This window comes from Brevibacterium permense (genome assembly GCF_013280495.1).
GTDB classification, from domain to species: Bacteria; Actinomycetota; Actinomycetes; order Actinomycetales; family Brevibacteriaceae; genus Brevibacterium; species Brevibacterium permense.
The window spans coordinates 305,844-325,670 of sequence record NZ_JABSSX010000002.1; the positions used below are offsets into that span (position 1 = coordinate 305,844).

Consider the following 19,827-nt stretch of genomic DNA (forward strand, 5'->3'; position numbering starts at 1 on the left):
CGGCTCCTACTTGAGGAAGTCGACCGAGGCACGGCGGACGTTGAATCCGACTCCGGTGTCGTCGGATTTGCAGGTCATGCCCTCTTCGCTGGAGGTGCAGGTCATCCCCGCCGCGGAGATCGAATCCCCGTAGCCGAGGACGCGCGCCGGGCCGTTGCTCTCGGGGGCCTCGACGCAGGAGAAGCCTGAGCCTTCCTTGTTCGCCACGACGATGGAGCCCCAGTCGTCGAGCTTGCAGTCGTCGGGCTTCTCCGGTGGGGAGTACTCGTAGTCCTTGATCACGCAGCGTGCTCGTTCGGAGTCGATGGTGCAGGCGATATTCCCCGACGGAGATGTGAAGGTCTCTTCGGCGACGGGAGCCTTCGAGCTGCCCGAATCGGACGGCTCGGGATCATCGGTCTGACCGATCGACGGTTCGTCCGTGGGTCCGACGGTGGTGGTGTCGTCACCCTGGGTGGAGTCCCAGACGATATAGCCGACGATGCCGAGGGCAAGGATGAGCGCGATGGCAGCAAGCACCCACAGCCACGCGGGGACCTTCTTCGTATCACTTCGCCGACCATAGGGGTCGTGCGGGCCGCCGGGATTCCCCGGTCCGCCGAGGCCTCCCGGCCCTCCTGGTCCGCCGGGCCGTCCTGGCCCGCCTGTTCCTCCGGGACCGGCAGGTCCACCCGGCGCATATCCGGCGGCATAGGCACCGCTATAGGCGGGAGCAGGGCCTGCCTGCTCGTATCCGGGCCCCGCGGGGCGACCGGTGCCGGGCTGAGCGTGATCGGGTCCCGCCGGCGACTGCACCGGTCCGGCGGCCTGCGGCTGAGATGCTGCGGCCTGACCGGCGGCACCGAACTCTCCGCCCCACTGCCCCTGGTGCGGGTGAGGATCTCCCCGATGCGGGTGCGATTCGGGCTGCTGCGAATGCGGCTCGGCTCGGTGTGGGTCCGCAGGCGCCGGCTGCGAGCCGGGCAGCGGGTTCCACTGCTTCGGCACCGAGGGAGCCTCAGCAGCGGCAATATCATCGGAGTTCACCTTGCGCGGCGCGGCCGGCAGCCCTCCGGTCTGATATCCATCGGCGGCGGCCAGTCCGCGCAACTCTTCGAGGCTGAGCACCTCGGTGGCATCGGTGCCGTCGGATTCGACCATCGACCGCAGCCTCTGCAGTTCTGCGGGAGTGAGTGCTTGGGTGGAGCCATCAGCGGCCGCGGACTCATCCTCGCCGATGAACAACTGGGTTGTGATCGACTCCGGAGACTCCTCGGCCGGCTTCCGACGCCCGGGGCGCGGAGGATGGTTCGGCACAGGTGGAATGCTCATGGTGTCATTTTCGCATAGTCGCTACCGGCGAGTTCTCATGCTTCGTGAGATGATGGCCTCATGTCCGATGGAGTCCTCCGGCGCGCGGGAGTGCCCGCGCTTCTCGCCTGCGCTCTGCTGGTGACCGCCTGCGGGGCCGAGGCCGACGACGGCACGGACGATTCCTCGGCGGCCGAATCCGCCGGTTTCGCCGCTCCGGCACAGCAGACGGGTTTCGGTGATTTCGCAGCCCCGGCCCAGGATTCCCCCACCGGCGCCGACTCCGCATCGACGACGTCCGATCAGTCCGGCACCGAGGCGACCGGCCCGGTCCATCCCGTCCCTGTCCCCGGTCTGGCGAAGGAGTTCGCTGACCAGATCCCGGCAGAGACCTCGCAGGTCCTCGTCGCGACCTCGCCGACAGCCGCTTCGGAGAAGTCGACCTTAAGCTTCTATGAATTCGCGGACAAGAAGTGGAAGAAGCTCAAGACCTTCGACACCCACAACGGCTCCGAAGGATGGCTGAAGGATCGCCGCGAGGGCGACAAGACCACCCCGATCGGAGTGTTCACGCTCAGCGACGCGGGCGGTTTCAAGGCGAACCCGGGCACCGACCTGCCGTACACCCAGGACAATCGTCTGCCATCCTCGGCGACGGTGGCCTATGGGGCGGACTACGAATCGGTCTTCGACTACATCATCGCCATCGACTACAACCGCAGACCCGGCACTCCCCCGACGGACAAGACCCGACCGATGGGCTGGGACAAAGGCGGCGGAATCTGGCTGCACCTCGACCACGATTCCGGCACGAACGGCTGCGTCACCCTCGACGAGGCGGACCTCAAGTGGATCATGCGCACGATCGATCCCGACGCTCACCCGCGCATCGCCATGGGGCCGGCACCCGAAGTCAAGAAATAGCAGCGCCTGAGAAGCAGAAGAGCAGGAACCCGTGCGCCGTCTCATCATCTCCCTTGTCCAATCGATCAACGGATCCTTCGCCGAGAACGGCTGGTCGACCGGGGTGTCCACGGACGCCGACTTCCGGCGCTTCCTCGCCCTGCGACGCAGCGCGAACGCGATCATCGTCGACCGGCGCACCGCGCTGAATCCGCAGCTGCCCGTCATCAACGCCGCAGGCAAAACGCTGGAGCACACCCCCGTGCATGTGCTCACCGAGTCCGATCCGACGGCCCTGCAGAGCGAGCTCGACGCCCGCGGCCTCGACTATCGTGCCCAGCACTTCACAGCAGACACGATCACCGAGGTGGCTGCCTTACTGCCGACGGCACCGTCCCCCGAATCGCGGCCCTCCGATGAGACGGTGCTGCTGTGCGAGTCGGGTCCGAATCTCGCGTTCCGGCTGCTCGAGCACTATCCGGGTGCGGAACTGCATCTGAGCGTGAGTCCGCGCTATATCCGCACCCCCGGCAGCCACTTCTCCGGGCTCGAGGCCGAGATCGCTCTGCGCCTGGTCGATGTGCGCACCGAGGACGACCAGATCTTCCTCCGCTACACCCGCGCCTGAGTCGAAGCAGTCAGCCGGCAGAGGTCCCAGCGTTCGCGTGGATCTCGGTGCTCACCTCGAAGCGATCGGGCGAGTCAAGGAGCGCGGTGATCCCGTCGGCCACCTCGGTGAGATGGACGGTTTCGACTCCCCCGGACAGATCATTGCGATCATCACCGCCAATGGGAGCCATGATCCGCAGCTCGCGGAAGGCCACGCTCGTCGATTCCGCCGCGGCGACTTCGATGAGCATCTTCTGTGCGGCGCCGAAGACGCTGATCGCCCCGGACCCGGCCAGCGCTTCGACGCTGGCGACGCCGTTGAGTGCCAGGTGGACGAATCCGCGGACCCCACTCGCCCGGTCGGTGGCCAGGGACTGCGAGAGCGCACAGGCCGTGAAGTGCCCGCGCAGGTAGGAGTCATAGTCCGCATCGAACTTCTCCAGACCTCGGTCGAGCACCGGTTCGTCGATGTACCACCCGCCGATGGCGGCGATGACAGCATCGACCGGCGGCAGGTCTCTGGAGGCGAGCGCCGAGGTGACCGCCTCCGGCTCGTCCACCCAGTTCGGCACAGTCACCGGCTCGTACGCCGTCTCCGTGTCCGGAGCGCGGCGGACGATGCCGGTGACTGAGTGCTGCGAACTGAGCTGCTGGGCGAGCCCGGTGCCGACGTGGCCGGAGGCGCCGAAGAGGAGGATGTGCATGAAGCGAGTCTATGTCCCCTGCGTATTCAGCGTCCTCCCTCCTCGGCACCCGTCCGCCTCTGCGGCGGACAGTGTTATTTGCGGATATAGACCTTGAGTCCGGTCTTCTTCGTATAGGTCATATAGCCGCGTTCGAAGTTCTGGCGTTTGACGCCGCTCTTCACAGTCCGGTCAGCGGTGGGCAGACCGAGCTTGCTTCGTTCATAGCCCAACTTCTTCCACTTCGTGAGGAAGCCGCCGTAGATGACATCGCTGCCTGTCTGCGGCGACCAGGTGATCATTCCGGAGTGGAATCTCTGGTATCGAGCGCTCTTCCGGTATTTGAAGGTCTGCTTATCGCTGCTGGGGAACCCGAGGACGCCTTTCTCATACTTCACTCGCTTGTAGGCGTCACGGATCTGGCCCTTGGTGAGGAAGTGCGCACCGGTCGATTTCGACCAATAGACGGTGCCCTTGGCGAACGGCTGGTAGGCACCGTTCGGGTTCTTCAGGTTCTTCTCCGAGCCGACCGGTTTGCCGGTCTTTCCCGCGTTCTTCTGATAGTACGAACCGATTGCGCCCTTCGTCGGGTACGTCTTCGGCTTCGGTGTCGGACTCTTGGTGGGCGTCTTCGTCGGTGGCGGGGTCAGCTCAGGCACCAGTGCTTTGGCTCCCGAGCGGATGCTGCCGAGCTTGTTGTAGAACGCGAGTCCCGGGCATTCGGTGTAGCTCGTGTCCCGGTGTCCGGCGACGACGTTGAGGCTGACCTTCTTCCCGAGGGCGTACTTGCTCGTGCCGCCCCCACCGGAGGTCAAGGTCATCTTCCCGGTGGGGTTGAACCCGTACTGCCCTGCTTTCCATGCGACGAGGCGCTTGACCGAGGTCTGTGCTGCCGAACTCGGAGCCGCCGACGAATAGGTGCCGAGCACGCTGATGCCGATGGTCCATGAATTGAACCCGGAGGCGTGAGCTCCGGTCACTGCCTTGTCCAGGCTGCCGGCACGGCCCTCGTACATGGTGCCGTATTTGTCGACGAGGAAGTTGTATCCGAGGTCGCACCACCCGCGGTTCTGCGTGTGGAAGGCGAGGTAACCGCGGATGATCGCCGGTGCCTGTGCTTTCGAGTACGAGTTCGAACCCGCTGTGTGGTGGATGAACACGCCCTTGGCCGACGACGTCTTGTCCGTGGCGCAGCGGACGAGCTTCTCATCGGCACCCCACTGTTTGCGGGTGACGATCTTAGCCCGCAGATCCTTGGCCGAGATCTGAGCGTCGACTGCCGGTCCCGTGGCCGAATGCGTGGTCACTCCCCCAGCGGACTTCGCGACCTGTGCGTCAGCCTCGGTGACTGCAGTCGACACCTGAGTGATCTGCAGATCATCGGTATCAGCCTGCTTGTCTGCGGCGCGCACCTCGACAGTGTCCGAATCGAGCACCGGAAGGGCAACGGACTGCGACTGGTGTGAGGCAGCGGGGATCTGAGCGGCCTCTGCGGAAACGGCGTCGGGGCCTCCCTCGTCATCGGTCGGCAGGCTCTCCCACGCCGACCAGCCGTTGCCGTCACGAGTGCGGATTTCGAGTTCGGGATCATCTCCTTCCCACGTGGCACCGATGATCGTGACGTCGGAGGAATCGACTGGCAGAGTCGTGACCTCATCAGTCTGGGCATCGACGGTCCTCTCGGAGGGAGTGCCGTCGGAGGAAGTGCCGTCGGCGGCAGAAGCGCCGGGCGTGTTCGTGTGTGTTTCCGGTGTGGCGGCGAGCGCCGGTCCCGATAGGGTCGCAGTGAGGAGAATTCCGGTGAGTGCCGAGGCGAGGAATGGCAACGGTTTCATCAGTTATGATCCTTGAGGTCATCCATGACCAAGTGAGCGTTCTTCTCACTGGATGGGGCCGAATTACGGGCACCCAGTGTGACCGCAGGATTATCTTAAGGTTATTCTCAGATTTTCGGAAGTCGGTACTTCAGCAGATGGCTGATCGCCGCGAACTCACGCGCCTCGAGGCTGTCCTCGATGCCTTCGCCGACAGGCTTCTTCCTCGTCATCCTCGCCGTGCTCATCCAGATCGGCATGCTCGTCGCTCGACTCGAGACCGGCCGCGAGCTCATCGTCATCATCGTCTTCCACATCGTCGGCACCGGAATGGAGATCTTCAAGACCGCCGTGGGTTCATGGAACTACGCCCCCGGCGGGGTACTCCACATCGGCGCCGTGCCGCTGTTCACCGGGTTCATGTACGCCGCCGTCGGCTCCTATACCGTCCGCGTATACCGTCTCTTCGACTTGCGGTTCAGCCATTACCCGCCGAGGTGGCTGACCGCGATCATCGCCGCCGCCATCTACCTCAACTTCTTCACCCACCACTTCATCGTCGACCTCCGACTGCTCCTCGTCCTGGCCACCGTCATCCTCTTCTTCCCCTGCCGCATGTACTTCCATATCCATCGCAGGACACTGACGATGCCCGTGCTGCTGGCCTTCCTCCTCGTCGCCCTCTTCATCTGGGTGGCCGAGAACATCGGGACCGCGGCCGGTGCCTGGCTGTATCCGAGTCAGGACGACGGCTGGCACCTGGTGCCGCTGACGAAGCTGGTGGCCTGGTTCCTGCTCATGATGATCTCCGTAGTCCTCGTGACCTTCGTCCACAGACCCAGGCCGCCTGAGGTCCACAGACCCGAGCCTCCTGACACCTATACTTGCTGAGAACCGAAACTTCCAGGACGGCCGAAGGAGACTCATGGCGGCACCCGATGCGCAGAATGAGAAGGAATCGAGCGCATTGCTCGAGGTGCTCCGCCCAACCAGCGGATCCAACCTGTCTGTCAGCGCTCGTGTGCTGCTGCGCATCATCGCCGGAGTCCTCGTCTTCGCTCTCATCCTCGCCCTCGTCGGACTGTTCCTCGTCCGCCGCTCCTTCCCGACCACCGACGGCGAGATCTCACTGCCCGGCCTCGACGCGCCGGTCACCGTCCACCGTGACGAATCGGGTGTTCCCACCATCGAGGCCGAATCCGCCCATGACCTGTTCCTGGCTCAGGGATTCGTCCACGCTCAGGACCGGTTCTGGGAGATGGACTTCCGCCGACACGTCACCTCGGGACGACTCTCCGAACTCTTCGGCAAATCCCAGCTGGGCACCGACACCTTCATCCGCACACTCGGCTGGCGGAAAGTCGCCGAGCAGGAGGTGAAGAAGCTCGACAAGACGAGTCTGGGCTACTACGAGGCCTACGCGGACGGCGTCAACGCCTACCTCAAGGACAAGTCCCCCACCGAGCTGTCCCTCGAATACGCCGTCCTCGGCCTCGAGACCGGCAGCACCGAGGTCGAGAAATGGACCCCGGTCGACAGCGTCGCCTGGCTCAAGGCCATGGCATGGGATCTGCGATCGAACCTCGAAGACGAGATCGACCGGTCGATCCTCAGCTCGGAGCTCACCGACGAGCAGATGAGCGATCTCTATCCGGATTACCCGTATGCCACCCGTCCGACGATCCTCGGCGGCAGAGCCGGCGACAAGGCACCGAAAAACCGCAGCGGCGACGACGTCGAGCAGAAGCCGCGAGTCGATGACCGTGCACGGGAGGACGATGAGGCACAGGCCGGAGGCACCGTCACCGAGGCACCCCGAACCGGGAACACCGACACCGAGGCGGCCGTCCCCACCGATGATCTCCTCGAACTGCGGAATACGCTCACATCGCTGCCGCCGATGCTGGGACAGAACAGCGACGATATCGGGTCGAACTCGTGGGTGATCTCCGGGGAGCACACGAACACCGGTCGACCGCTGCTGTCCAATGACCCGCACCTCGCCCCGGCGATGCCCTCGGTCTGGTACCAGGTGGGACTGCGATGCAAGAAGGTCACCGACGAGTGCCCCTTCGACGTCACCGGTTTCTCCTTCTCCGGACTGCCGGGAGTCGTCATCGGCCACAACCAGTCGATCGCCTGGGGATTGACGAACCTCGGCGCAGATGTCACCGACCTCGTCGTGGAGAAGATCCGCGACGGAAAGGTCATCCACGACGACGGCGACGAACCGCTGCAGGTGCGCAAGGAGACGATCGAGGTCGCGGGCGAGGACCCTCGCGAGATCACCATCCGCTCCACCCGCAACGGCCCACTCGTGTCGAAGCTCGACGGCACGTATCGCAAAGCGCTCGATGCGACGACCGGGGCGGATTCGCAGGACCCGAAATCGGGGCCGGCCGAGGAGCACTACGGTCTCGCCCTCGATTGGACGGCTCTGCGTCCGGGCACGACCGCCTCGGCGGTGTTCGCCATCAACAAGGCCACGAACTGGCAGGAATTCCGGCACGCGGCGTCCCTGTTCGACGTGCCCTCCCAGAACCTCGTCTACGCCGATGTCGCCGGGAACATCGGCTATCAGGCCCCCGGGATGATCCCACGCCGAGGCAAGGCCGACGGCACCGTGCCCCGCCGCGGATGGAAGTCCGACGAGGATTGGCAGGGCTGGGTCGACTTCGAGGATCTGCCCAGCCTGTACAACCCCGAACGCGGATGGATCGTCACCGCGAACAACCCGGTCGCCGCCCCCGGTGAGACAGTGCAGCTGGGTGAGGACTTCGACTACGGGGATCGCGCCCGCCGCATCACGAAACGCATCAAGGACGCGGTCGACGAGGGCCGGAAGCTGCGGCCGATGGACATGGCGGAGATCCAGAACGACGACCAGAATCCGTTCGCCGCGAAGCTCGTACCCGAAGCGGTGAAGATCCACTCCCATGGTGACGAGGACATCCTCGAGGCGAAGAAGCTGCTGAAGAGCTGGAACGGCTTCGACTCCGCAAACAGCGCGGGTGCCGCCTACTTCAATGTGCTCACGAAGACGCTGCTCGAGCAGACGATCAGCTCGAAGCTGCCCGACGGGGTGTCCCCCGCCGGCGGTTCACGGTGGTACCTCGTGCTCTCGGAACTGCTCGAAGACCCGGATTCCCAGTGGTGGTCGAGCAAGGGCGTCGAAGGTCGGGACCAGGCTCTGCGCAAGGCCATGAAGACGGCGTGGGCGGAGACGGAGGACCTGCTGGGACCGGAGCCCGTGACGTGGCGGTGGGGAATCCTGCACCGCCTGACGATCCGCAACGCCAGCCTCGGCGAATCCGGGATCACACCGGTGGAGAAGCTGTTCAACCGCGGCCCTTATGAAGTCTCCGGCGGTTCGGGCGTCGTCCATGCCACCGGGTGGGATGCCTCGGTCGGGTATGAGACGAACTGGGTGCCGTCGATGCGTCAGACGGTCGATCTGTCGAACTTCGACGCCTCGAACTGGATCAACCTCACGGGCGCGTCGGGGCATGCCTTCCACCCGCATTACGACGATCAGACGAACGATTGGGCCGCCAACGTCAATCGACCGTGGCCGTACTCGAAGAAAGCCGTGGCTGCGGCGGCGGAGGACACACTCACTCTCGAACCGTGAGGACGGGGTTTCAGTCCTTGGGCAGGATCTTGGCTTCGAGGAAGTTCGCGACATCGTCTTCCCAGCGCACCGGGTCGATGTTCCATTCCTTCGTGTGATGGGCCTTGCCGTATGAGGGCATGGTGACCAGATCCCGTCTGACCCCTGCCAGCGCGTGAGAGGGGCCGGAGGGAACGAATTCGTCGTCATCGGAGTGGATGAGCAGAACCGGCACATCGAGTTCGGCGGCACGGGTCACCCAATCCATGCGATCGAGATCGAGCGGGGTCTCCAGTCCGGTGATCGGCCGTGCCCATGGCTGCGTGATCATCTCGAGCGTGAGTTTGGCGATAGGTGTCGGCAGCATGTTCTTCTTCGCCTGCCCGTCGAGGACGTTCACCCAGTCGACGACGGGTCCGTCGAGGACCAGCGAGGTGACGAACCTGCGGTTGCGTCCGCGGGAGGCCGCCTGCAGGGCGATGGCTCCGCCCATCGACCAGCCGAAGAGCACGACGTTCTTCGCTCCGTGTTCGACCGCGAAGTCGATGGCGGCGTCGACGTCGATCCATTCGGTGTCGCCGAGCCCGTAGCGAGATGTGGTCTCCACCCGAACCTCGGCGTCGTTGCGGTAGGACATCGCGATCGAGGGCACCCCGAGGGTGTTGAGCACGGGGGCGGCACGCAGTCCCTCGGCGCGGGTGCTGGCTCGACCGTGGATGAGGATCGCCCAGGTGTCGTGCGGTTTCGGATGGTCGGTCGGCAGCAGCCACGCGGGCAGGTCCCCGGCGTCGGAGCGGATCTCGATGTCGTCGAAATTCACTCCGGCAGCGATCGGATCGGGATAGACGACTCCGGTCCACCGTCCCCGCCAGGCCCGTCGGATATCGCCGCGGGTGACGGACAGGATCTCTCGGGAGACCGTGCGCGAGCGCGGATCGTACTCGACGATGTCGCCGACGACGGCATGTCCCGAACCCTGGTTGAAGTAGAGACCATAGGTGCCGGGCACCGTGGTCTCCTCGTCGGCGGGCAGCTGAATGCGCATATTCGGCGGGAAACCGTCGATGTGCAGGATGTCGAGTTCTTCCGGGGCGTTCTCCGGAACGATGATCTTGCGGGCGAAGTAGGCGGCCAGACCCGATGACGCCACAGAGATCAGGGCACCGAGTCCGGCGCCGACGCCGATACCGGCAGCGAGCAGGCGGGCGGGGAACTTCGTGTCGCGGACCATGAAAACCTCCTGTGTTCATTGTTGCCTACGGAATGATCAGGCACCAAACGCTGTTGTGCGGAATGAGCGAGTGTCACTCGCTGTTGCGCTCACCAGGGGCGGAGATCTTCTCCTCCTCGTCGCAATCACCGTCACTGACAGAGACCGGAGGTCACGATGACTCAGTCATCAGATATCAACGCTGGAACTTCGACGAACGAGGAGGCCGCGGCTGAGGAGATCCGTTGGCAGGACGTGCTCTCTCCCGAGGAGTTCGCGGTGTTGCGCCAGGGCGCGACCGAACGTCCCTTCACTGGCGAGTACAACGACGAGACGGCAGCCGGGATGTACCAGTGTCGGGCCTGCGGAGCCGACCTGTTCCCCTCCGATACGAAGTTCGCCTCGCACTGCGGATGGCCGTCGTTCTATGCGCCTCTGGCCGAGGACCGGGTCCGCTACATCCGCGACACCTCGATGGGCATGGAACGCGTCGAGGTCCGCTGCGCGAACTGCGACTCGCATATGGGCCACGTCTTCTCGGGCGAGGGCTACGGCACTCCCACCGATCAGCGCTACTGCATCAACTCGATCTCGTTGAAGCTCAACACCGACGCTGCGGACAGCTGAGGTGGCGACGGACGCTCGGAGCACCGGGGCGACCCAGCTCGTCGTGAAGACCTTCGACGAGCTCCGGCCCAGGGAGCTCTACGGAATTGTGCAGCTGCGCTCCCGGGTCTTCGTCGTCGAACAGGAGTGCGTGTTCCTCGACCCCGACGGGGTGGACTCACTGCCGGAGACCCTGCACTTCTTCTACCCGCGACCGGCCACGGCGATGTCGGACACTCACGGCGCCGAGCACGGACGCGACCTCTCGCCATGGGCCTATGCCCGTCTGCTGCCGGCGGAGGTGCCCGACGGTCCGGCAGCCAGGCCGGGAGCGCGCAGCATCAGTCGCGTTGCCACCCACCCCGATGCCCGCGGGCAGGGGTGGGGCCGCCGACTGCTCAGCGACATCGTCCACGCCTGGTCGGCTTCCCCGCTGACGCTCAACGCGCAGTCACACCTCGAAGGTCTGTACTCGTCCCTCGGCTTCGCCCCGAACGGTCCGCGCTTCGATGAGGACGGGATCGAGCACACCCCCATGGAGCGCCCGGCAGGCTGACCGATCAGCCCTCGGCCTCGACGGAGGCGTCGACGGAGGCGATGATCTTCTGCATCACAGCGTGCAGTTCACGCACTCCGTCGACGTCCATGCCGAGCTTGGCCATCATCGTTCCGGGAATCGCCTCGGCGGTCTTGCGCAGTTCACGGCCGGTGTCGGTGAGGGTGACCTCGACAATCCGCTCATCGCTGTCGCTGCGCGTCTTCGTCACATAGTCCAGCGCTTCGAGGCGTTTGACCAACGGGGACACAGTCGCGGGTTCGAGTCGCAGCAGTCGAGCGATCTCGCGCATCGGCAGCTTCTCGTGCTGCCACAGCGCAAGCATGACCAGATACTGCGGATGCGTCAGACTGATGGGTTCGAGCACGGAGCGATACGCGCCGATCACCCCGCGGGACGCCACCGCCAGAGCGAAGCAGATCTGACTTTCCAGCGCCAGCGGGTTGTCCAGCGGCTCCGTCGAAGCTTCGGATTCCAGCATCGTGTGTCGTCGATCCTCCGTGTCGGCAATCAGGGCGTACATACTCTTCGCAGATTACTTAGTGCACTAATGGTTAGTGTACACTAAGGGTGAAACCTGCCCAATCCTCGCCCAAGCGGCACCTCGTCGATAGGATCCTCGCTATGTCGTCCGCCTCGCAGCCTTCCCCCGATGGTTCGAACCGGAAGCTCGACAAGAAGCAGAAGAATTCGGCACGGAAGACGAACCAGCACCCGGAGTCCCAGCGCGGAGTGGGCTGGCTCAACAACTTCTTCCGCAAGATCGTCGGACCGGCGCAGGTCGACAACACTCGCCCGGGCGGATACTTCGAGGACGAGACGCTGCGGCACCAGCAGCTCGATGCCATGGGGCTGGAGATGCGCACCGACGCAAACGGCCATTCCTATGTGGTGAAGAAGGGCAGCCGGTAGCCGCCGGCCGCTCCCCGACCATGCGCAGGGCCGCCGCACCGAATCGGTGCGGCGGCCCTTTCTCGCTGTCTCGTTCTCGCTGCCTCCGTCCCGGCCGGGCGACCTGCTCTCTGCCGCAGTCCCGGCCGGGTCAATGACGTTCGGTCAGCGCCAGTCGGAGATGATGTCGACGAGTTCGCGACGCGGTCCGGTGTAGAACGGTACCTCTTCGCGCACGTGCAGGCGCGCCTCGGTGTTGCGCAGATCGCGCATCAGGTCGACGATGCGATGGAGCTCGGCGGCTTCGAAGGCCAGCAGCCATTCGTAGTCGCCGAGGGCGAAGGAGGCGATCGTGTTCGCCTTGATGTCCTTGTACCCGGCGGCGGCCATACCGTGGTCGCGCAGCATCTTCGCTCGTTCGGCGGGGTCGAGGAGGTACCAGTCGTAGGACCGCACGAACGGGTACACGCAGATGTAATCGCCGGGTTCGGGATCGGTCAGCAGAGCGGGCAGGTGCGCCTTGTTGAACTCCGCAGGGCGGTGGATTCCGACGACGGACCACACTGGTTCGAGCACTCCGCCTACCAGGCTGCGGCGGATCGCCGAGTACGCGGCTTGGACGACTTCGATCTCGGGGGCGTGGTACCAGAACATGACGTCGGCATCGGCGCGCAGGGCGGAGACGTCGTAGATTCCGCGCACGATCAGACCACGTTGCTTCAGGGGCCCGAGAGCCGCATGCAGCTCATCGGCGAGTTCTCTCCGGTCGGCATCGCCGAGTTCTCCGGCAGAGGCGAAGACGGAGTAGGCGATATACCGCGTCTGCTCGTTCGCTTCCTCGATCTGGGCGTCGGTGGGCTGAGTGAATTCGCTCATATCTGCTCCTTCTGTCTTCTCTTCATTCTGAAGTGTCACGGTGGTCGTCTGCGCGTCGGTTCAGTCTCCGGGCCGCGGCGTCCGCGCGGGCGATGCAGGCGGGAATGCCGACTCCCCCATAGGCGGATCCGGCGAGTTCGAGGCCGGGCAGCGACGCGATCTCTGCGTCGATGGCGGCGATGCGTCCGGCGTGGCCGGGCAGGTATTGCGGCAGCGCGGAGTTCCAGCGCTGCACTACCGAGCCCAGCAGCTGCGACTCCGGACGGGAGGTGATCGTCTGCCAATCGGCGAAGGCACGTTCGACGATCTCCTCATCGGAGAACCTGCTCCAGACCTCGGGTCCGTCGCCGAAGCGTCCGATGCTCATCCGCACCAGGGCCGTCCCCGCGGGGATATGGTCGGCCGTCCACGGCCATTTGTTCGACACGAAAGTCGAGGCCTTGATGAACGTGCCCTCGGTCGCGGGGACGAGGAACCCCGAACCCTTCAGTTCGACTCCCCCGAGGTCGACGAGGGCGGCGACCAAGGCGGTGGAGGCATAGGGAATCTCGCCGAGGCGGCTCGCCGATTCCGGGGCCACCGACCTCAGCAGCCCGGCAGTCACATGCGCGGGCGTGGCGAGAACGAGCCCATCGGATTCGATGTCGTCCCCCTCACCGCGGACGATCCACCTTTCGCCGTCGCGGTCGATCCCGGTGACACCGGCGCCGAGGCGGACCGTCCCGCCGTCCAGCACGATCGCCTCGTGCAGGGCCGGGATGAGGCGGTTGATTCCGCCTTCGAAGCTCATGAACACCGGTTCCGGGTTCCCTGTCGACGCGGTCTGGGCATCGCGGGCGGCGAGGAGCCGTGCGACGAGGTCGAGCACCGAGGTGCCCTCGATCGCAGCGGGCAGCAGCGCGGGCACCGTTTCGGCCAGGGACAGGTCCCGGCAGCGACCGGCGTAGACGCCGCCGAGCAGCGGATCAACGAGTTCGTCGACGATGGCGCCGCCGAGGCGCTCGGACAGGAAGTCCCCCAGCGAGACGTCATCACCCTCGATCGGCGGGGTGATCCGTTCGGCCGCCAAGCGAGCGGCCGCCTCGGTGCCGATGAGGGATTCGACCTCGGCCGCTTCGGCGGGCACCCCCATGATCGTCCGTTTGGGAATCGCGTGCAGGCTTCCTCGACTGAGCACCTGCGAACTGTGCCGGGTCGAGGGGAACACCGAGGCGAGGCCGAGTTCGGCGGCCAGGATCTTGGTCTCCGGACGTCGGTTGAGGCTCGCTTCGGCTCCTGAGTCGATGCCCACGGGCACGCCGCCATCGAGCGTGGTCGCTTTCAGACAGCCGCCGAGGAGGTCGCCTGATTCCAGCACGGTCACTCGGTGGTCGGCGGAGAGACGATAGGCGGCGACGAGGCCGGAGATCCCTCCTCCGACGACGGTGATCTGAGACATTCGATCAGCCGCGGCTGCCGAGGATCTCGGCCGAGACGCGGTGCACGAGGTCGACGACGCGTCCGGGCACCTCGGGGTCGGTGTCGGGCAGGACGCCGTGGCCGAGGTTGAAGACGAATCCGCGGTCGAGTTCGAGTCCCTTGCGCACGATCGCCTCGACGCGGGCCGACAGCGCCTCCCACGGGGCGAAGAGCAGGGCCGGGTCCAGGTTGCCCTGGAGTGCCTGACCGGGATTGACGCGAGTGGCGGCATCGGCGAGGTCGACGCGGAAGTCGACGCCGACGGTCGTCGATCCGGCCTGTGCCATGGAGCCGAGCAGCTCACCGGTCTGCACGCCGAAGTGGATGCTGGGCACGTCGTGTCCGGACAATGCGTCGAAGACTGCGGTGGAGTGTTCGAGGACGTGGTTCTCGTAGTCCTCCCGAGCGAGGTAGCCGGCCCAGGAGTCGAAGAGCTGGAAGGCCTTGGCACCGGCGTTCAGCTGCACGTCGATGAAGGTCGCCGACATCGTCGCAAGCTTGCTCAGCAGGGCCGAGAACGCCTCGGGGTCGGAGACCATGAGCGACTTCGTCTTCTCGTGGTTCTTACTCGGCCCGCCTTCGATGAGGTAGCTGGCCAGGGTGAACGGAGCACCGGCGAAGCCGATGAGCGGGGTGGCCTCGCCGAGTTCGGCGGTCACCCGCTGGATCGATTCGGCGATGTCCGGGATGTCGGCGGCGTCGAGTTCGGGCAGGGCGTCGATATCGGCGCGGGAGCGCACCGGGGAGGCGATGACCGGGCCGACGCCGGGAACGATCTCCACCTCGACTCCGGCGGCCTGGAGCGGGACGACGATATCGGAGAAGAAGATGGCCGCGTCGACGCCGTGGCGGCGGACCGGCTGGAGGGTGATCTCGGAGACCATCTCGGGGTCGCGGCAGGCATCGAGCATCTGAGTGCCTTCGCGCAGCTTGCGGTACTCAGGCAGGGAGCGGCCGGCCTGCCGCATGAACCAGACGGGAGTGTGCGAAACCGGCTCCGAACGCAGGGCAGCCAACAGGGGTGATGTCATGGGGCCATCTTCCCATTCTTCGATCGCTCATGCCCACTCGTCGTCGGTTTCAAGACGGGCCGTCTTGCCGTCTCAGCATCCGGCCGAGGACACGATCCGACGGATTGTCCGGGGCCGCCTCGGCGTGGATGATTCCTCTGTCCGCACGGCTGATCTATCGTGGCAATTGTGGTCAACACCTCACCTCTCAATCGCATTCCGGCGGAGTTCTCCGCCGTGACGTCGGTGCTGCGTCAGGCGCGCAGCACGAACAACGTGTCGATTTCCGAGATTCCCGCCCCGGCCCGTCTGGCGCCCTACTCCTATGCGCTCGGGGCCGAGGTCAGCGCCGATGAGACGTTTCTGCGGGCCAGCGGCGAGGCCATCGACGAACTCGCCACCGGCCGTATCGTCGTCCTCTTCGATCCCGCCGCACCCGAGGAGTGGGAAGGCTCGTTCCGGGTCGTCTCCTATATCCGCGCCGAACTCGAACACGAACTCGGCAACGAGACGATGCTCGGGCATGTGGCATGGAGCTGGCTCGAGGATGCCCTCGATGCCAACGACTGCCAGGTGCTCGCCGCCGGCGGGACGACCACACGGGTGCTGTCCGAGAGCTTCGGCACCTTGGCCGATCGCCCGGCCACGATAGACTTGGAGCTGCGCGCCTCGTGGACACCCGTGATTGACGAGCCGGATCTGATCGGCAATCACTTCGAGGCCTGGATCGATCTGCTCAGCACAGTCGCCGGACTGCCACCACTTCCTGAAGGAGTCACAGCCCTGCCCGGGCGCCGTCGATGACAACTGAACTACCGCTTTTGGAAACACCCGCGAACGGCATCCCCGACGTCGTCGACACACCAGAGGACCTCTCCACCTCGATCGCCAGTCTGGCCGCCGCCCAGGGTCCGATCGCCATCGACGCCGAACGTGCTTCCGGCATCAGATACGGGCAGCGCGCCTTCCTCGTCCAGCTGCGACGTGAAGGTGCGGGCACCTTCCTCCTCGATTCCGAGACGCTCGGTGACCTCAGCGACCTCAACCCGGCTCTCGGCTCCGACGAGTGGGTCATCCATTCGGTGACGCAGGACCTGCCGTGCCTGCAGGAGCGCGGAATGCGCCCGGCCGCTCTGTTCGACACCGAGCTGGCCGCCAGGCTGCTCGGGTGGGAGAAGTTCGGTCTGGCCGCAGTCGCCGAACGCACCCTGGGGGTGCGACTGGCTAAGGAGCATTCGGCCGCCGACTGGTCGACGCGTCCGCTGCCGAAGGAGTGGCTGAACTATGCCGCCCTCGACGTCGAGGTGCTCCTGCCGATCCGCGATATCCTCCACCAGCAGCTTCTCGACTTGGACCGGTGGGAATTTGCGCAGCAGGAGTTCGCGCACCTGCTCGACTTCACCCCGAAGCATTTCGATGAGCCGTGGCGACGCACGCATGGACTCTCGAAGATCAGGTCCCGCCGCGACATCGCCCGAGTCCGCGAGCTCTGGCAGGCGCGGGATTCCATGGCCCGTGAAGCCGATCTGGCTCCCACGAAGATCCTGCGCGATCGTGAGCTCGTCGCCCTCGCCCAGTCCGGTGTGAAGTCCAGCGATGACATCCTGGCGCAGTGGCGCCGGCTCTCTCGCGCCGAGGCGGCCCGGCTCTTCCGTGCCTACCGCAAGGCCTCCCGGTTGGGTGCCGAAGAGCTGCCGGGACGGTTCGAACGCGGACGGTCGAAGCGCAGCGCGTTCAACCCGGCGGAGCTCAAGGAGCGGGTGGCGGCGCTCAAGGCCGCAATGTCGGAGCTCTCCGACGAGCTGACGATCCCCCATGATGTGCTCCTCCAGCCGGCAATCGTGAAGTCCCTGGCTGCGGAGTCGAACGTCGATGTCGAGGATTACCTCGCCGAGGCGGGGGCACGGCCCTGGCAGGTCGAGCTCAGTGCTCCCGAGCTGCAGAAGGCCTTGGCCGGACTCCCCCAGGCCTGAACTCACGCTCAAGTCCCAAGGGTCGAACTTCTGTCCTCCGTCGCCCCTGTGAGCCCGAACTCACACCGCGCGGCGGGAACTCTGATCGGCTCGATCGGCCACCTCGGCGGGCAGGGCCTTGAGGATTTCGGACAGGATCGTGTCGACGTCGAGGCCCACCTCGGCGAGGATCTCTTCACGTGTCCCCTGCGGCAGGAACTCATCAGGCACGCCGAGTTCGAGCACCCCGATCCGCGAATCGGCTTCGCGCAGGTCGGAGCGGACCTGTGAACCCACACCGCCGATCTTCACTCCGTCTTCGATGACGGCAACCAGACTGTGGTCGGCGGCGAGGTCGATGACGGATTCGGGTACGGGCAGCACCCATCTGGGATCGATGATCGTCGCGTTCAGTCCGTGTTCGGCCAGGCGGTCGGCGACGTCACCGGCCAACCTGGCGAAGGGTCCCACGGAGACGATGAGCACATGGGATTCGGACCCGGCCGGTCCCTCACGGAGGATGTCGACGCCGTCGTCGAGCCGCCTCAGCGCCGGGATGTCGGCACCGACGCCGCCGCGGGGAAATCTCACCACGGTCGGGGCGTCTTCGACGGTCACGGCTTCGCGGAGCTCTTCGGTCAGTCGGGCGGCATCGCGGGGTGCGGCCAGGCGCAGTCCGGGGACGACGCGCAGCATCGCGATGTCCCAGATTCCATGGTGGCTGGCTCCGTCGGGGCCGGTGATTCCGGCGCGGTCGAGCACGAAGGTCACGCCCTGGCGGTGGAGGGCGACGTCCATGAGCACTTGGTCGAAGGCGCGGGAGAGGAACGTGGAGTAGATGCACACGACCGGGTGGAGTCCGCCATAGGACAGACCGGCGGCGGAGGCGACAGCGTGCTGTTCGGCGATGCCGACGTCGAAGACGCGGTGTGGGAATTCCTCGGCGAATTTCGCCAATCCCACGGGCAGGAGCATGGCCGCGGTGATGGCGACGATGTCCTCGCGCTCTTCGGCGAGTTCGCAGATCTCGGTGCCGAAGACTGAGGTCCATGACGTGGATTTCGAGGGCGTCGATCTCCCGGTGACGGGGTCGATGACGCCGACGGAGTGGAACTGGTCGGCGTCATCGTTGACGGCCGGGTCGAATCCGTGGCCCTTCTGCGTGATCATATGGACGATGATGGGGCCGCCGTCGAACTGTTTGGCCAGCTGCAGGGCTTTTTCAACCGAGGGCAGATCGTGTCCGTCGACCGGGCCCAGGTATTTGATGCCGAGTTCGTCGAACATTCCGGTCTCGGGCGGGCTGACCATGTCCTTGAGTCCGCGTTTGACGCCGTGGATGGCGCTGTAGGCGGCGCGACCGGGGCGACCGGATTGGCGCAGAGTCTCTTTGCCCCAGCTCAGGAGCTTCTCGTAGCTCGAGGTGGTGCGCAGTTCGTCGAGGTGGGCGGCGAATCCGCCGACGGTCGGGGCGTAGGAGCGGCCGTTGTCATTGACGACGATGACCAGCCGCCTCGGCGGGGTGGAGGTGTCGGCGGCGATGGTGTTGAGCGCTTCCCAGGCCATTCCCCCGGTCAGGGCTCCGTCGCCGATGACGGCGACGACGTGGCGGTCTCGCTCACCGGTGAGCTGGCGGGCCTTGGCGATGCCGTCGGCCCAGGACAGGGAGGCCGAGGCGTGGGAGTTCTCGACGACGTCGTGCTCGCTCTCGGACCTGTTCGGGTAGCCGGAGAGGCCGTCGCGCTGTCGGAGGGTGGAGAACTCCTCGCGGCGGCCGGTGAGCAGTTTGTGCACATACGTCTGGTGGCCGACGTCGAAGATGATCGTGTCGCGTGGCGAGTCGAAGATGCGGTGGAGGCCCATCGTCAGTTCGACGACGCCGAGGTTGGGGCCCAGATGTCCGCCTGTGCCGGACACGGTCGTGATGAGGTAGTCACGGATCTCTTTGGCCAGCACTTCGCATTCCGATGCGTCGAGTCGACGCAGATCGGCAGGCGAGCCGAGGGATTCGAGAAAGGTCATGCGGCCTCAGTTCTGACGACATCGTTGGCGGACAGATTCCATGCGCCCCATCCTATCTCTCACCGATGCGTCCCTCACCTTTCGCGGCATATCTCCGCGCTGCAGTACCCCTCAGTCTTCCCGTCGCACCGCCTCGGCGCCGGCAATTCACACCATTGCGAACGCACCCCTCACCGTTCGTGGCACACCACCCCGTTGCAGCACGGTGTTCAGTGACTGCCGATGAGTGATGGTCGCATTCGCGCCCACCCCCACCCACGCCGAGGCGGCCGACCACCAGCGCACGGATTCCCGCGGACGCGCTCACGCTCCCTGACAATCCCGCACGACAGCGACC

General features: G+C 65.5%; 18 protein-coding genes. 9 read left to right on the plus strand and 9 right to left on the minus strand.

Going from position 1 to position 19,827, the window contains the following annotated elements; genetic code table 11:
• Window positions 1-6: 6 nt before the first annotated feature.
• A complete protein-coding gene (locus HK353_RS04235) occupies window positions 7-1,311 on the minus strand; it encodes a DUF6636 domain-containing protein (RefSeq protein WP_173152802.1) in 1,305 nt (434 codons plus the stop codon).
• Window positions 1,312-1,371: 60 nt separating this feature from the next.
• Between HK353_RS04235 and HK353_RS04240 the strand changes: the two genes are divergently transcribed.
• Together HK353_RS04240 and HK353_RS04245 are read left to right on the plus strand one after the other, a co-directional pair.
• Entirely contained in the window at window positions 1,372-2,214 is an 843-nt protein-coding gene (locus HK353_RS04240) for a L,D-transpeptidase family protein (protein ID WP_173152804.1), read from the plus strand.
• A 31-nt stretch (window positions 2,215-2,245) separates the two neighbouring features.
• Window positions 2,246-2,821 carry a hypothetical protein gene (locus HK353_RS04245; RefSeq protein ID WP_173152807.1) on the plus strand — a complete coding sequence of 192 codons (576 nt, stop codon included), beginning with the start codon at window positions 2,246-2,248 and terminating at the stop codon, window positions 2,819-2,821.
• Between the two features lie 10 nt (window positions 2,822-2,831).
• Here HK353_RS04245 and HK353_RS04250 read toward each other — a convergent pair whose 3' ends face one another.
• Window positions 2,832-3,506 (minus strand): NAD(P)-dependent oxidoreductase, encoded by a 675-nt coding sequence (locus tag HK353_RS04250; protein ID WP_173152810.1) that lies wholly within the window; start codon window positions 3,504-3,506, stop codon window positions 2,832-2,834.
• Between the two features lie 74 nt (window positions 3,507-3,580).
• Window positions 3,581-5,320, minus strand: coding sequence for an N-acetylmuramoyl-L-alanine amidase (locus HK353_RS04255; protein ID WP_173152813.1), 1,740 nt, complete (start codon window positions 5,318-5,320; stop codon window positions 3,581-3,583).
• A 180-nt stretch (window positions 5,321-5,500) separates the two neighbouring features.
• On the opposite strand from HK353_RS04255, the gene HK353_RS04260 reads away from it, so the two are divergent.
• Together HK353_RS04260 and HK353_RS04265 are read left to right on the plus strand one after the other, a co-directional pair.
• Window positions 5,501-6,190, plus strand: coding sequence for a DUF817 domain-containing protein (locus HK353_RS04260; RefSeq protein WP_342589812.1), 690 nt, complete (start codon window positions 5,501-5,503; stop codon window positions 6,188-6,190).
• A gap of 34 nt (window positions 6,191-6,224) precedes the next feature.
• Window positions 6,225-8,930: a penicillin acylase family protein gene (locus HK353_RS04265; RefSeq protein WP_173152816.1), complete on the plus strand. Its 2,706-nt coding sequence runs from the start codon at window positions 6,225-6,227 to the stop codon at window positions 8,928-8,930.
• 10 nt (window positions 8,931-8,940) lie between these two features.
• On the opposite strand, the gene HK353_RS04270 is transcribed toward HK353_RS04265, so the two are convergent.
• Window positions 8,941-10,140: an alpha/beta hydrolase family protein gene (locus HK353_RS04270; protein ID WP_173152820.1), complete on the minus strand. Its 1,200-nt coding sequence runs from the start codon at window positions 10,138-10,140 to the stop codon at window positions 8,941-8,943.
• A gap of 156 nt (window positions 10,141-10,296) precedes the next feature.
• Between HK353_RS04270 and msrB the strand changes: the two genes are divergently transcribed.
• Both msrB and HK353_RS04280 read left to right on the plus strand, forming a co-directional pair.
• Window positions 10,297-10,746 carry a peptide-methionine (R)-S-oxide reductase MsrB gene (msrB, locus tag HK353_RS04275; protein ID WP_173152822.1) on the plus strand — a complete coding sequence of 150 codons (450 nt, stop codon included), beginning with the start codon at window positions 10,297-10,299 and terminating at the stop codon, window positions 10,744-10,746.
• Between the two features lies 1 nt (window position 10,747).
• The gene (locus HK353_RS04280) at window positions 10,748-11,281 is read left to right on the plus strand and encodes a GNAT family N-acetyltransferase (RefSeq protein ID WP_342589813.1); all 534 of its coding nucleotides are present in this window, start codon (window positions 10,748-10,750) and stop codon (window positions 11,279-11,281) included.
• Between the two features lie 4 nt (window positions 11,282-11,285).
• Here HK353_RS04280 and HK353_RS04285 read toward each other — a convergent pair whose 3' ends face one another.
• On the minus strand, window positions 11,286-11,762 hold the full coding sequence (locus tag HK353_RS04285; protein WP_173152825.1) for a MarR family winged helix-turn-helix transcriptional regulator: 477 nt from the start codon (window positions 11,760-11,762) through the stop codon (window positions 11,286-11,288).
• A 143-nt stretch (window positions 11,763-11,905) separates the two neighbouring features.
• Between HK353_RS04285 and HK353_RS04290 the strand changes: the two genes are divergently transcribed.
• A complete protein-coding gene (locus HK353_RS04290; protein ID WP_245395765.1) occupies window positions 11,906-12,193 on the plus strand; it encodes a hypothetical protein in 288 nt (95 codons plus the stop codon).
• Window positions 12,194-12,337: 144 nt separating this feature from the next.
• Here the strand turns inward: HK353_RS04290 and hemQ are convergent, their stop codons facing one another.
• From hemQ to hemE, 3 genes are read right to left on the minus strand one after another with little or no spacing between them, the layout of a single operon-like run.
• Window positions 12,338-13,048 (minus strand): hydrogen peroxide-dependent heme synthase, encoded by a 711-nt coding sequence (hemQ, locus tag HK353_RS04295; RefSeq protein ID WP_173152828.1) that lies wholly within the window; start codon window positions 13,046-13,048, stop codon window positions 12,338-12,340.
• A gap of 22 nt (window positions 13,049-13,070) precedes the next feature.
• A complete protein-coding gene (hemG, locus tag HK353_RS04300; protein WP_173152831.1) occupies window positions 13,071-14,486 on the minus strand; it encodes a protoporphyrinogen oxidase in 1,416 nt (471 codons plus the stop codon).
• 4 nt (window positions 14,487-14,490) lie between these two features.
• Window positions 14,491-15,537, minus strand: a complete 1,047-nt coding sequence (hemE, locus tag HK353_RS04305) for a uroporphyrinogen decarboxylase (RefSeq protein ID WP_173152834.1) — start codon at window positions 15,535-15,537, stop codon at window positions 14,491-14,493.
• 168 nt (window positions 15,538-15,705) lie between these two features.
• On the opposite strand from hemE, the gene HK353_RS04310 reads away from it, so the two are divergent.
• Window positions 15,706-16,320 carry a DUF3000 domain-containing protein gene (locus tag HK353_RS04310; protein ID WP_173152837.1) on the plus strand — a complete coding sequence of 205 codons (615 nt, stop codon included), beginning with the start codon at window positions 15,706-15,708 and terminating at the stop codon, window positions 16,318-16,320.
• A 17-nt stretch (window positions 16,321-16,337) separates the two neighbouring features.
• Complete coding sequence (locus tag HK353_RS04315) at window positions 16,338-17,489, plus strand: HRDC domain-containing protein (RefSeq protein WP_245395766.1); 1,152 nt, start codon at window positions 16,338-16,340, stop codon at window positions 17,487-17,489.
• Between the two features lie 60 nt (window positions 17,490-17,549).
• Here HK353_RS04315 and dxs read toward each other — a convergent pair whose 3' ends face one another.
• Window positions 17,550-19,490, minus strand: coding sequence for a 1-deoxy-D-xylulose-5-phosphate synthase (dxs, locus tag HK353_RS04320; protein WP_173152860.1), 1,941 nt, complete (start codon window positions 19,488-19,490; stop codon window positions 17,550-17,552).
• Window positions 19,491-19,827: the final 337 nt, after the last annotated feature.

Excerpts from the sequence above, each read along its gene's own strand:
- HK353_RS04235 (WP_173152802.1), bottom strand. The coding sequence starts at position 1,311 with ATGAGCATTCCACCTGTGCCGAACCATCCTCCGCGCCCCGGGCGTCGG.
- HK353_RS04270 (WP_173152820.1), bottom strand. The coding sequence starts at position 10,140 with ATGGTCCGCGACACGAAGTTCCCCGCCCGCCTGCTCGCTGCCGGTATC.
- hemG (WP_173152831.1), bottom strand. The coding sequence starts at position 14,486 with ATGTCTCAGATCACCGTCGTCGGAGGAGGGATCTCCGGCCTCGTCGCC.
- hemQ (WP_173152828.1), bottom strand. The coding sequence starts at position 13,048 with ATGAGCGAATTCACTCAGCCCACCGACGCCCAGATCGAGGAAGCGAAC.
- HK353_RS04265 (WP_173152816.1), top strand. The coding sequence starts at position 6,225 with ATGGCGGCACCCGATGCGCAGAATGAGAAGGAATCGAGCGCATTGCTC.
- HK353_RS04255 (WP_173152813.1), bottom strand. The coding sequence starts at position 5,320 with ATGAAACCGTTGCCATTCCTCGCCTCGGCACTCACCGGAATTCTCCTC.
- msrB (WP_173152822.1), top strand. The coding sequence starts at position 10,297 with ATGACTCAGTCATCAGATATCAACGCTGGAACTTCGACGAACGAGGAG.
- HK353_RS04250 (WP_173152810.1), bottom strand. The coding sequence starts at position 3,506 with ATGCACATCCTCCTCTTCGGCGCCTCCGGCCACGTCGGCACCGGGCTC.
- HK353_RS04260 (WP_342589812.1), top strand. The coding sequence starts at position 5,501 with ATGCCTTCGCCGACAGGCTTCTTCCTCGTCATCCTCGCCGTGCTCATC.
- HK353_RS04240 (WP_173152804.1), top strand. The coding sequence starts at position 1,372 with ATGTCCGATGGAGTCCTCCGGCGCGCGGGAGTGCCCGCGCTTCTCGCC.
- dxs (WP_173152860.1), bottom strand. The coding sequence starts at position 19,490 with ATGACCTTTCTCGAATCCCTCGGCTCGCCTGCCGATCTGCGTCGACTC.
- HK353_RS04290 (WP_245395765.1), top strand. The coding sequence starts at position 11,906 with ATGTCGTCCGCCTCGCAGCCTTCCCCCGATGGTTCGAACCGGAAGCTC.
- hemE (WP_173152834.1), bottom strand. The coding sequence starts at position 15,537 with ATGACATCACCCCTGTTGGCTGCCCTGCGTTCGGAGCCGGTTTCGCAC.
- HK353_RS04285 (WP_173152825.1), bottom strand. The coding sequence starts at position 11,762 with ATGCTGGAATCCGAAGCTTCGACGGAGCCGCTGGACAACCCGCTGGCG.